This window comes from Chroococcidiopsis thermalis PCC 7203, assembly GCF_000317125.1.
Classification (GTDB): Bacteria; Cyanobacteriota; Cyanobacteriia; order Cyanobacteriales; family Chroococcidiopsidaceae; genus Chroococcidiopsis; species Chroococcidiopsis thermalis.
Map to the genome: position 1 here is coordinate 6082344 of NC_019695.1, position 11552 is coordinate 6093895.

Sequence of the window (11552 nt, forward strand, 5' to 3'; positions counted from 1 at the left end):
GGAATTCGGAATTAATGAAGAATTCCCTCGCCCCTCACTCCTCACCCCTAGCCCCTCATTTGGGAGGAGACATGAACATTGCGGTTATCGGGTTAAGTCACAAAACAGCCCCAGTAGAAGTTAGGGAAAAGCTGAGTATTCCAGAATCGCAGTTGGAAGGCGCGATCGCTCTTTTGTGTAGCTATCCGCATATTACCGAAGCAGCAATACTTAGCACTTGTAATCGTCTGGAAATTTATATTGTTACTCCAGAAACGGAACAAGGGATTCGAGAAGTGACCCAGTTTTTGGGCGAACATAGCAAATTACCAGTCCGCGATTTAAGACAACATTTATTTATTTTGCTCCACCAAGATGCAGTCATGCACTTGATGCGAGTCTCGGCTGGTTTGGATAGCTTGGTGTTAGGAGAAGGGCAAATCTTAGCTCAGGTAAAACAAACTCACAGTTTAGGACAACAATATAACGGTATCAAACTGATTCTGAATAAGCTGTTTAAACAAGCAATTACGGCTGGCAAACGGGTACGTTCTGAAACTAGTATCGGTACTGGTGCGGTTTCGATTAGTTCTGCGGCAGTAGAATTAGCCCAAATGAAAGTTGCTAATTTGGCTGCTTGCCGAGTGGCGATCGTTGGGGCGGGTAAAATGTCGGAGTTACTCGTCAAACATTTGGTGGCAAAAGGTGCGAGTCAAATTTGTATTTTGAATCGTTCTTTAAAGCGATCGCAAGCTTTAGCTAATCAGTTTCAACATGCAGATTTAAAACTTTGTTTACTATCAGAAATGATGCCAGTGGTGGCAACATCAGATTTGGTATTTACTAGTACCTCGGCTACAGAACCGCTGATCGATCGCGCTAAGCTGGAAATTGCTTTAGAACCAAATCGCCCGTTGATGCTATTTGATATCTCCGTACCGCGTAACGTACATGAAGATGTCAACAATTTAGACAACGTACAAGCGTTTAACGTAGACGATTTAAAGGCTGTGGTGGCTCAAAACCAAGAAAGCCGTCGCAGAATGGCAATGGAAGCTGAAAAGCTGCTGGATGAGGAAGTAGAAACATTTGACGTGTGGTGGCGATCGCTGGAAACTGTTTCTACGATCAGTTGCTTGCGTCATAAAGTCGAAACTATTCGCGAACAAGAGTTAGAAAAAGCTCTATCGCGTTTGGGTTCGGAATTTGCCGAAAAGCACCAAGAAGTAATCGAAGCTTTAACTAGAGGAATCGTAAATAAAATTTTGCACGATCCGATGGTACAGTTGCGATCGCAGCAGGATATTGAGGCGAGGCGGCGTTGTATGCAGACTCTTCAAGTCCTGTTTAATTTGGATGCTGAGGAACAGTTTGGTTAGTTTGTCATTCGTCATTTGTCATTTGTCATTCGTAGGGGCGGGTTCACCAGGAATCTTTGAATAAATACAAGGATCTTTGTCAGCCCGTCCTAACCACAATTTCAGAGCCGGAACAGAGCAGGGTAAGCTAGATTACGTGCTGTGCTTGCCTTGAGGGAGTTAGGCTTTATGAAAACGCTGGAAGAGATTAAGCAGTGGCTTGTACAAAACAAGTCATTGTTGCAGGAACGTTACAAAGTTCGAGAGTTAGGGGTTTTTGGTTCTTACGTTAGGCAAGAACAGACCGAAACTAGCGATGTGGATGTGCTAGTGGAGTTTTTTGAGACACCAAGCTTGTTGAAATTTGTCAATTTAGAGAACTATCTCAGCGATAATCTGGGAGTCAAGGTCGATCTGGTGCATAAGGCTGGTTTAAAACCACGCATTGGAGAGCGGATTTTGGCAGAGGTCGTCTATCTGTGAGTAAGCGGGAAGTTGCAGACTACTTGCAGGATATTTTGGATGCTGTTGCTGCGATCGAGCAGTTTACGACAGGCATTAACTTTGAGGATTTCTCACAAAACCTGGAGAAGGTGTTTGCCGTTTCAAGGGCGATCGAAATTATTGGCGAAGCCGTGAAGCGAATCCCCGATTCAGTGAGAAGCCAATATCCTGATATTCCCTGGCGAGATATTGCTGGAATGCGGGATAAACTGATTCATGATTATTTCAATACGGATATAGAAATTATCTGGAAAGCGGTTCAAGAAGACGTTCCTCAGTTGAAAACAATGATTTCGGAAGTTTTGCGAGATGTAAAAGACTTTTCTTAATAAGATATTGTGTAATCCGATCGGCCAAGTAAGGCAAACGTTATCTTAAGGATGAGAGCCTGTACGATCTAGACAATCCACCAGAACCCGATGTGCTAGCAGCAGAGATCGTTGAAAATCTGGAGACGAGTCTGTAGAGACTTTACATGTAACGTCTCTACAGGACATCGACAGAAGCATCTTGGTGGAACCGAATCACCCGTGAAAGTGAAAGTCGATTATTTCCAGAAGGACATACTGTCAGTGCGATGCTACCTTGACCGGAATCTAGTACTTGCTTAACAGTACAGATTTGTCTCTTGCTATTACAATAGGCAACAATGCGATCGCCAATCTGAATGTTTAATGCTTGAATTTTCATTTGACTACCAGAGTATGAGAAGCTTGCTGTCCAGCTTTCTGAGTCCAAATATCACCGGATAATGGTAGATGAGACATCTTGACCTCAAACGGATGTGGTGGTTCTAGCGCAAATGAGGTAAAACCTTTTTCATGAGACTGAACTAAGCTAACTATCCAGGGAAGAAAATCTAAGATTTCTTCTGGCAATAGAGTTAACTCGAAGTACCAACGCTGATTCAGTTTTTGAGAGTCTTGATGCTGTTTCGTAGATGTAGCTATACCAGCACCTTTATTAATAGCTAACTTCAGCAGAAATGGACGGTTGGGGATTAATTCATCAGGCGATAAGTGGACGTAAATATATATATAGTTTAATCTTTGTTGACGATCTACCCAAGAAGCTATAGATGGATTACTAGCGGATGAGTTACTGTTAGTAATAATTACTGGAACTCCCATCTCTGTAGCAAAGAGAGAATAAAACTCACGCCTTAATTGAGTCACAATGCGTATTGCTTCTGGAGTCATATTTTAAGTGATTTTTCTACTTAAGTTGCTTTCATGTCTGGCTATTTTGTCAATACTAAACGTGGTGCTTGTAGTTGCGAAAATGCAGTCATTCTAATCTAGCTGCGCTGCTTTGTCATAGAATCAACTAGGCTAGAATTTAGCCAACCTGCTTGCTATTTTCAAAAACAAAAGGGCAGACTCCTTGTCTACCCTCAAACCTTAGAGTCAAATTCTTTGTCCCAAAGTTTAGTAACGACGAGAGTATCCACCGTTACTGTTTCCACGTCTACCATCAGACGAGCCTCTGTCTTCTCTAGGCTTTGCTTTATTAACCTTCATATTCCGCCCCATCCACTCAGCGCCATCGAGGGCATCAATAGCAGTGGTTTCTTCGGCATCTGTATCCATTTCTACGAATGCAAAACCACGCACTCGACCTGTTTCGCGGTCGGTTGGTAATTGAACTCTTTTTACAGAGCCATACTGTGCAAAAGCAGCGCTGAGGTCTTCTGGCGTTACCTCATATGATAAGTTACCTACATAAATTGACATACATTGTCTCCAAAATCAGAAGGTGCAGAGATTCAGATTTCGGAGAGAAGCCTGTTGATTTTAATCACAAACAATACAACCGAATTTCATTGTCTCGTCTATATGCTACCGCATTATGAGATTTTTGGACGATCGCGATCGCCGCGATCGCGATCTCAATGGCGCGCTAGTTGACCTTTTAGAGCCAGCTTCAATTTTTGTCTTTTCGCCAGCGTCCCCTCACCAAGCGGATTTCGTCGTAGGAATAATCCTCACCTAAATATTCTCGAATTGGGGTCAGGGAAATATCACCCAGTTTTTCTAAAGCTTGACAAATTTTAATCTGGCGATCGCGATTCACTAAACGATCTAAATCTACATCTTGATTCTTTTCCACCAAATCTGACAGGTGGCGGATAATTGTTGTCGGGCGCAAATCTCGCTTTTGGGCAATTTCTGCTACGCTTAATCCTTGCTGGTATAAATGTAATGTAAATTGTTCGGTGTCAGTTGGTATATTTGAAGTTTGGGTTTGAGTTTGAGTATAAGCCTGAATTTCTATTAAGAACTTTTTGCCATACTGAGCTATTTTATGTGAGGTTACACCCGAAAGTTGGGCAAATTCAGTTAAAGTTTGTGGTTGCTGCAATGCCATCAATTTCAGCGTAGAATCGGCAAAAATGACATAGGGTGGAACTGATTGTTCGTCTGCAATTTCTTTACGCAGCGATCGCAATTTTTGAAATAACATTTCGACTTCAGCCGTTCGTGCTTCTAACGGTTGAGCCGAGAGATTTGGGGTGGTATCGATTGCTATTGAAACTGTCCGCTGTCGTCGCATGACTTCCCAACTTGCAGCATTAAGTTTTAAAACAGAATAACCATCAGTTGTTTGATCTAGTAAACCTTGGTGTAGTAGCGATCGCCCTAACAATCGCCATTCTTCTACAGTTTTATCTTTGCCAATTCCGTAAGTTGAAAGTTTATTATGGTTGTATTGCAAAACTTTTTGATTTTTAGAACCGCGCAAGATATCAATAATGTGATTCATGCCAAATTTCTCTTTGCAACGCGCCACGCAAGAAAGAAATTTCATCGCCTCGATTGTCCAGTCCACAACTGGTTTAGGTGCAAGACAATTATCGCAACCGCTACATTGTCCGGCAAATCTTTCGCCAAAATAGCCTAAGACAATTGTGCGCCGACAATCTGTCCCTTCAGCAAAATCTATGACCTGACGCAACTGTTGACGGGCAATTCTTTGTCCTTGCAAATCGGTTTTTTGGTCGATTAAATATTCAATTGTTTTGATATCACCGTAACCTAAAAATAGAGTACAACGGGCTGTTTCACCATCTCTTCCCGCCCGTCCCGATTCTTGATAGTAACCTTCAATATTTCGAGGTAAATCGTGATGGATAACGAATCGTACATCAGGTTTATTAATTCCCATCCCAAAGGCGATCGTTGCTACCATAACTCTGACATCATCGCGAATAAAACGGGTTTGATTTTCCGCTCTTTCTGTATCGCTTAAACCTGCATGGTAAGGTAGAGCCGCAATTTTGTCTTGTTGTAACTTAAAGGCAATCTCATCTACTTTACGACGACTGAGACAATAGACAATTCCCGATCCTTCCGATTGACGAATAATTTGTAAAAGTTGGCTGTAACTTTGCTTTTGTTTCGGTTGAACTTCGTAGTAAAGATTAGGGCGGTTGAAACTCGCAATATGAATGCTAGGTTGTGATAATCCTAACTGTTGAATAATATCTTGACGAACTCTATCTGTGGCTGTGGCGGTGAGGGCGAGGGTTGGTACACCAGGGTAACGCTGACGCAACTGTTTTAACTGGCGATATTCGGGGCGAAAGTCGTGTCCCCACTCCGAGACGCAGTGGGCTTCATCGATTGCAAAAGCTGCAATCCCGATTTTCTCGCGAATTAAGTCGAGAAAAGGCAGAAATTTTTCGTTTAACAGGCGTTCTGGGGCGACGTAGAGGAGTTTAGTTTTGCCGCTGAGAATCGCTTGTTCCCGCGATCGCACTTGATGTAAGTTGAGGCTGCTATTGAGAAATGTTGCCCCAATTCCGTTATCTCGCAGCGCCTCCACCTGGTCTTGCATGAGGGCGATCAGGGGGGATACGACTACAGTTAAACCTGGCTGTAACAGGGCTGGCAGCTGAAAGCAGAGAGATTTTCCGCCACCTGTAGGCATGACAATCAGTTGATCCCGATTTTGCAGCGCTTGTTCGACGATTTGTTTTTGTCCAGGGCGGAAGCTATCGTAGCCGAAGTAGTGTTTGAGTGCTGCTTCCAGGGATTGAAACCGAGGCATGGTTGAGGTAGTGTGCGGGATGACTATATTGTATTTTGCCCAGATTCACGATGCGAGAAAAGACTGGTAGTTACAAAATGTATGGAAGAGAGCGATCGCAATAACATTAAACATACCTCAACACAGATTACTCTTCTGCATTTGTAATGGGTGATGTATCGCTGACAACAACTACAGTCTTCCCATTGACCGTAGCGTTTGGATATCTGCCTCGAAGTCCTCTACGTCATAGTTAATACCAAAGCCGCGCTTAGCGAGTTCGTGTTGAAACTGGATGACCGTTAATCCCGTCCAAGCACGCGCTTTACCACTGCTAATTTTCTCCTGCTTGTATAACATAAGGGCAATCTCTAGTTTCAGTTCATCCTCGGTCATTTTTGTAGCTCGAAGGATGTCTTCAGGAATCACAACGCTCATCAGAGTTCACTTAAAATTTTGAATGCTATAGCTTTAAGATAAGCGATTGCCTCCTCAAATTTTCAGCAAACGAATTCTTACACAGACACTTCAAAAGCTTTGAATGTGACTTCATATGAGTTACTGGGAACAATAAAGCAAGTACCTAAAGCCGTAGATGTGACTGAGGATAATTGTGAGTAGTAGTATCAAAATACCTGACTTTGATGCCAACCTAATAATTTCAGATGCCGAAAATATAGCAACAGCTACCCCTGAGTTCTTCTGGAACAATCCTGTAAAAACCGTGTTATCTGTTTGTTGTGATTCACCCGAACTCTTTCCCACTTTAAAAAGATGCAACTCTCGCTTGGAGTATATCAGTAAGTGGTTAAAAAAATATTGTAGTAGTTACAATAACCGACCATCGAAGCGGACTAGTAAAAAGATAGGTACTGTTCCTGATGGAATTATTGATGTAATTATTTCTGCTCGTCTTCCAGATTTGAATAGTGACAATCTCAATAAAATTCTATCTGCACATCGTCTTGCGATGTCAGCAGAAAATATATTAGGCTCTCTACTTGAGGAATATCTTGCTGAAAAACTCTTGTCTCATGGTTGGTATTGTGCCTGGGGTGAAACTATGGATAAAGTTGATTTTTGTACTAAGCAAGGAGATTTATTACAAATTAAAAACCGTAGCAACTCTGAAAATAGTTCAAGTAGTAGTGTACGAAAAGGCACTACAATTCGTAAATGGCATAGAATTAATGCTAGAAATGGCGTTCAATACTGGAAGGAATTAAATCATTTAATAGGATGCTCGGAGCTTTCTGAAGAGGGTTTTTCCGCATTTGTTAGAAAAGCAATTACGGAAAATCCAGCAGCGTTATATGTAGAAAATAGTAATTATTGGCAGTTACTCCAGGACTAAAATACTGTATATATCAGCAAATTGAATTAATTATTGAGCAAACAAGGATAGTTGTTCAAAAATCTGGATTCCTGCTGTCTTTTCTTCCTGAAGCAATTTATATAAATGTTTACCAATTGCTTGAGCCAAAAGTATAGGAACAGCATTACCTATCTGTCTATATTTAGAGGCTGTAGAACCGTAAAATATCCAATCGTCAGGAAAAGTTTGAATTTTAGCACACTCTCTAACACTCAAAGGACGTAGTTCCTCTGGATGACACATATCTGTAGCTTTCTGGTACGGACTTGTTGTTACCGTTGGCGATGGCTTGTTCCAAGATAGTCTTCTATAAAAACCGACTTTACCACCTCCAGAGTTATATGCTCCTCCCATTGCTTCTTTTTTCAATTCATCAGGTAAGTTTCTCCAATTTTGACCGCCTTTTAAAAGTTTTAAATATTTGAGACGGCTGTTTGAGTAAGGAGTATATTCTGGTTGTGGATCGTTTAGGTTGATTAAAGCATCCTGAAGCGTGTGCCATTTAGGTAGCGATATCCCACTATTACTATGAGTAGGAAGTGGAAATGTAACTGCTTCACTCTCTCTAGAGCCAATAAATATAACTCTTTCTCTATTTTGAGGAACACCATAATCTGCTGCTTCTAAAAGATTGTATACGACTTGATATCCAAGACTTTTCATTTCTGCTAGAACTACTTGTAGCGCACTGCCTTGCATTTCATCTTGTTCAAGTGGAGGATAACCCATTCCTCGTTGCAGATGAGGTCGATGGCGGATAGGAGCAGATAATAATCCTCTAACATTCTCCATAACAAAGAAGCGTGGCTGCAATTGTTCAACAATACGTATAAAATCCATGAACAAGCTACCGCGAGGGTCTATGACCGAACCACGTTTTCCTGCTGTACTGAATGGCTGACAAGGAGGACCACCCGTCACTAAATCTATTTCACCAGGACGCAGGGATCTACCAAGGTCGATAGCACATCCTCCCTCTTCAAGGAGATCCGAAGCTTTAATCTGTTGTATATCTCGTGCAACAGCATTTTTAAGATAAGGTCGGTTGAGGGCTATAGTCTTTGCAGAGTCAGAATCTTTTTCTACAATGCTTACTGTATGGAAACCAGCCTGTTCCATACCAATATCTAAACCACCTGCTCCCGTAAATAAACTAATCGATATCGCTCTGCCTTCTATCACTGCTGTCAGTCCTCAAGCTTGTATCCTAGTTTAGCTAATACTGTTAGATGTAATCATTGACATTTATCGTATAAAAATATACCTAAAAATCTTCTAGCATTCAACCCTGACTGAAGCAGCATTATAAAGTTACAAAGCACTACGATGACTGTAGTTTACTTAAATACTAACTAAATTGTTCATAATCAAATACTAGTATTTACGATCGCGTATCATTATTGGTATTGATGGGGAGAATGGTACTGCCGATCGCGCCCTTACATATAGCTCTAGTTCATATCGTGCGCCTTCAAGAACGACAAGGCTTTATTAGACCAACAGAAATCTCTGCGATCGCTCTAGTCTAGAAACGAGAGAAAGCCAGTATCATATTCAGGTACAAGCTGCGGTATTTTAATATACATAAATTTGCAGTAGGGGCAAACAAACAAGACAATAGCGAAAGCTGGCTCGGGTGGGACAACTGCTTGACTTCAGGAGGGCTTAGACTTTATGCTCTATGAAAAAAGTCAAAGCGATAAGCGATATAAATCTGCAAGTAGCTTAATTTTCTAAAGATTATTACTGGCAATTGACAATTTGCTTCTAGTACTATTAAGTATTCACAAATTCTCTTATTCTTATTAATCAGAATTAGTAACCGAGTCGATGGAGTGAAATGCCAGGAGTAGAACTGCTCGATTCAGCAGGTAGCATTTGAGGCTGACCTGCTCTACCGAGAAGGTGAGTCGGCGCGAACATCATGCGTCGATACGAACTAGATTGTCACATACCAACTACCAACACAAGCATCTGCCACATGGAATCGGCAATGACTGAGAGTCATTTATATACAGTGAAACTAAACAACTGGCTACAAGCTTGGAGCCAAGGGCAATTAAGGAACGGTAGGTTGAAGATTCAAGACTCCAATGGACGGCAGCAGTGGAGTTTGTATTTTCACTTGGGTCATCTGATTGGGGATGCAGGCGGAGTGCATCCCCGGCGGCGTTGGCTGCGTCAGTTGGCGCAGTACTGCCCTCAAATTCAAGTCGATCCGATACACCTTTACCAAGAACAAAAATATCGCGGCGACGATTATGAGTTTTTAGCTGCATTGATGAGCAAAAGAGAGATACTGCGCCAGCAAATGGTATCGGTGGTTCAAGGTAGCGTAGCAGAAGTCTTATTTGATATTCTGCAACAGGAACAGTGGCTGCGCGATCGCTCCCTTCCGCCCCTGAGCTATACTTTTACTCCCGAAGAAAACTTATATGCTGCGCCTTTAGTTTTTCTCTCTCCAGATCGTTCTTGGCAGCAAGCAAAGCAGGCTTGGCAGAAATGGTGTCAGGCGGGACTAGAAGAGTTTTCACCGAATGTGGCTCCGTTGATCTGGCAGCGCGAAGAATTGCAGCAACAATCTTCACCCGTCGTCTACCGCAGTCTGGTATCGATGGTAGATGGTAAGCGAACGCTGCGAGATTTAGCCTTGAGATTGCGACAAGACCCGATATTACTCACCCAATCTCTGCTCCCCTATATCCGGCGCGGCTGGATGAAGTCGATTGAAGTGGGGGATATTGGCGAGAAGCTGGAACACATCATCAAGAGAGGTTCCCAGTCTTCTACCGCACAGCCAAAGACGACGAGTCCTCTCATAGCCTATATCGATGACAGTCCTAGAGATAGCCAGTTGTTAGGCAGAATTCTCACCCAAGCAGGCTATCGATACATCAGCTTGCAAGACTCCGTGCTTGCCCTACCAATGCTTTTAGAACATAAACCTAGTTTAATTTTCTTAGATTTGGTGATGCCGATCGCCAATGGTTACGAAATTTGCGCCCAAATCCGCCGAACTTCTGTATTGAAAGATACACCCGCCATTATTTTAACCAGTAACGACGGGATTATCGATCGCGTCCGTGCCAAAGTCGTGCGATCGACAGAATTTATCTCAAAACCAATCGAAGCGCCGAAAATCCTCAACGTGGTGAGAAAATATTTAGAATTCGGCGATTGAAATACTCGCGTTGCCGACGAGAAACCAGCGATGGAATATGGAATTGATTGAAATCGACCGTGCCTTGTTGTCACGAGTGGGGGTGGTAAGCAGGACAATTGAATTGGAGCAATTGGTAGGAGAGAGTTTGTGAGTACAGTTTTGTTAGTAGAAGATAGTTTGACTGATGCCGAACTATTAACCCGCTATCTCAGACAAATAGGATTAACGGTAATTGGCGTGCAAAGCGGTGAAGAAGCCGAGGCACAGCTAAGATTGCAAACACCAGACTTGGTGATCTTGGATGTCATTTTACCTGGTCAAAGTGGATTTGAACTCTGTCACAGCTTGAAAACAAATGATGCAACCAAGAAAATCCCGATCGTGATTTGTTCTTCCAAAGGTACGGAAGTCGATCGCCTGTGGGGTTCTATGTTAGGTGCAAATGCTTACATAGCTAAACCAGTAGACCAACAACAATTACTGCAAGTCATCCAACAGTTTATTTTATAGTTTTAGAGAACTTATGGAGATACTTGATTCTCTAGCTAAAACGAGTTCGTTACGACTGGATGGAGTAGCACCATCCTCCCAGGAAAAGTTTCTCCGCTGTCGCCTCGGCTCCCAAGATAGCGGTTTGCTAGCTTTAATTCACGTTGCCGAAGTTATACAAATTGTATTAGCAGAAATATTACCCGTACCCGCCATGCCTGAATGCATTTTGGGAATTTGCAACTGGCGGGGAAAAATGTTGTGGCTAGTCGATTTGAATCTCTTTCTCGACTATCCGCCCCTTGTCGCCTCAGAAATCGCCAGCGTCCCGCTGATGGCGATCGTCATGCAGATTGAAGGACAGTCAATGGGTCTAGTGGTATCGCAAGTACAGGATATCGAATGGCACGATCCGAGTCAGATTCAACCAGCAACAGCAAGTTTATTTGCTGCCAAAACCTTACCCTTTTTACAAGGATACTTGCCTCAAGCCGATGCTATAGTCCTCGATCCCGAGGCGATCGCCCGTTGTCCGATGTGGCAACTGCATAGGGGATAGGGGAGAATTCAAAATTCGGAATTCGGAATTCGGAATTGAAGATGCACCACGACGCGGCTTTATTGGCGAAGACGCTTCGCCAACCGCCCGCTTCAC

The 11552-nt window shown here is 42.7% G+C and carries 13 protein-coding genes; 7 read left to right on the plus strand and 6 right to left on the minus strand.

Translation table 11 applies throughout. The features are described from left to right. Nucleotides 1–71 precede the first annotated feature (71 nt). From CHRO_RS26490 to CHRO_RS26500, 3 genes are all read left to right on the plus strand, one after another. The gene (locus CHRO_RS26490; protein WP_015157308.1) at nt 72–1358 is read left to right on the plus strand and encodes a glutamyl-tRNA reductase; all 1287 of its coding nucleotides are present in this window, start codon (nt 72–74) and stop codon (nt 1356–1358) included. Nucleotides 1359–1526: 168 nt separating this feature from the next. Next, nucleotides 1527–1820: a nucleotidyltransferase family protein gene (locus CHRO_RS26495; RefSeq protein WP_015157309.1), complete on the plus strand. Its 294-nt coding sequence runs from the start codon at nt 1527–1529 to the stop codon at nt 1818–1820. Further along, complete coding sequence (locus CHRO_RS26500; protein ID WP_015157310.1) at nt 1817–2170, plus strand: HepT-like ribonuclease domain-containing protein; 354 nt, start codon at nt 1817–1819, stop codon at nt 2168–2170. The genes CHRO_RS26495 and CHRO_RS26500 overlap by 4 nt, the downstream gene beginning before the upstream one ends. 157 nt (nt 2171–2327) lie before the next feature. Here the strand turns inward: CHRO_RS26500 and CHRO_RS26505 are convergent, their stop codons facing one another. From CHRO_RS26505 to CHRO_RS26525, 5 genes are all read right to left on the minus strand, one after another. After that, nucleotides 2328–2531, minus strand: coding sequence for a hypothetical protein (locus CHRO_RS26505; protein WP_015157311.1), 204 nt, complete (start codon nt 2529–2531; stop codon nt 2328–2330). Next, nucleotides 2528–3040 carry a hypothetical protein gene (locus tag CHRO_RS26510; protein WP_015157312.1) on the minus strand — a complete coding sequence of 171 codons (513 nt, stop codon included), beginning with the start codon at nt 3038–3040 and terminating at the stop codon, nt 2528–2530. Before CHRO_RS26510 ends, CHRO_RS26505 begins: the two co-directional genes overlap by 4 nt. 228 nt (nt 3041–3268) lie before the next feature. Then, complete coding sequence (locus CHRO_RS26515) at nt 3269–3574, minus strand: RNA recognition motif domain-containing protein (RefSeq protein ID WP_015157313.1); 306 nt, start codon at nt 3572–3574, stop codon at nt 3269–3271. Between the two features lie 190 nt (nt 3575–3764). After that, nucleotides 3765–5891, minus strand: coding sequence for a DNA helicase RecQ (gene recQ, locus CHRO_RS26520; RefSeq protein ID WP_015157314.1), 2127 nt, complete (start codon nt 5889–5891; stop codon nt 3765–3767). A 171-nt stretch (nt 5892–6062) separates the two neighbouring features. Beyond that, the gene (locus CHRO_RS26525; protein WP_015157315.1) at nt 6063–6308 is read right to left on the minus strand and encodes a UPF0175 family protein; all 246 of its coding nucleotides are present in this window, start codon (nt 6306–6308) and stop codon (nt 6063–6065) included. Between the two features lie 175 nt (nt 6309–6483). Between CHRO_RS26525 and CHRO_RS26530 the strand changes: the two genes are divergently transcribed. After that, a complete protein-coding gene (locus CHRO_RS26530; RefSeq protein ID WP_015157316.1) occupies nt 6484–7224 on the plus strand; it encodes a SinI family restriction endonuclease in 741 nt (246 codons plus the stop codon). A gap of 30 nt (nt 7225–7254) precedes the next feature. On the opposite strand, the gene CHRO_RS26535 is transcribed toward CHRO_RS26530, so the two are convergent. Continuing rightward, entirely contained in the window at nt 7255–8427 is a 1173-nt protein-coding gene (locus CHRO_RS26535; protein WP_015157317.1) for a DNA cytosine methyltransferase, read from the minus strand. 742 nt (nt 8428–9169) lie between these two features. On the opposite strand from CHRO_RS26535, the gene CHRO_RS26540 reads away from it, so the two are divergent. The 3 genes from CHRO_RS26540 (at nt 9170) to CHRO_RS26550 (ending at nt 11456) form a co-directional block, all read left to right on the plus strand. Further along, on the plus strand, nt 9170–10426 hold the full coding sequence (locus CHRO_RS26540) for a response regulator (protein WP_084739193.1): 1257 nt from the start codon (nt 9170–9172) through the stop codon (nt 10424–10426). Nucleotides 10427–10555: 129 nt separating this feature from the next. Next, nucleotides 10556–10918, plus strand: a complete 363-nt coding sequence (locus CHRO_RS26545; protein WP_015157319.1) for a response regulator transcription factor — start codon at nt 10556–10558, stop codon at nt 10916–10918. Nucleotides 10919–10931: 13 nt separating this feature from the next. Next, complete coding sequence (locus CHRO_RS26550; protein ID WP_015157320.1) at nt 10932–11456, plus strand: chemotaxis protein CheW; 525 nt, start codon at nt 10932–10934, stop codon at nt 11454–11456. Nucleotides 11457–11552: the final 96 nt, after the last annotated feature.

What these genes read in the sequence shown, in the direction of transcription:
- CHRO_RS26490 (WP_015157308.1), top strand. Translation starts at nt 72, where the DNA reads ATGAACATTGCGGTTATCGGGTTAAGTCACAAAACAGCCCCAGTAGAA.
- CHRO_RS26495 (WP_015157309.1), top strand. Translation starts at nt 1,527, where the DNA reads ATGAAAACGCTGGAAGAGATTAAGCAGTGGCTTGTACAAAACAAGTCA.
- CHRO_RS26505 (WP_015157311.1), bottom strand. Translation starts at nt 2,531, where the DNA reads ATGAAAATTCAAGCATTAAACATTCAGATTGGCGATCGCATTGTTGCC.
- CHRO_RS26510 (WP_015157312.1), bottom strand. Translation starts at nt 3,040, where the DNA reads ATGACTCCAGAAGCAATACGCATTGTGACTCAATTAAGGCGTGAGTTT.
- CHRO_RS26515 (WP_015157313.1), bottom strand. Translation starts at nt 3,574, where the DNA reads ATGTCAATTTATGTAGGTAACTTATCATATGAGGTAACGCCAGAAGAC.
- recQ (WP_015157314.1), bottom strand. Translation starts at nt 5,891, where the DNA reads ATGCCTCGGTTTCAATCCCTGGAAGCAGCACTCAAACACTACTTCGGC.
- CHRO_RS26525 (WP_015157315.1), bottom strand. Translation starts at nt 6,308, where the DNA reads ATGAGCGTTGTGATTCCTGAAGACATCCTTCGAGCTACAAAAATGACC.
- CHRO_RS26540 (WP_084739193.1), top strand. Translation starts at nt 9,170, where the DNA reads ATGCGTCGATACGAACTAGATTGTCACATACCAACTACCAACACAAGC.
- CHRO_RS26550 (WP_015157320.1), top strand. Translation starts at nt 10,932, where the DNA reads ATGGAGATACTTGATTCTCTAGCTAAAACGAGTTCGTTACGACTGGAT.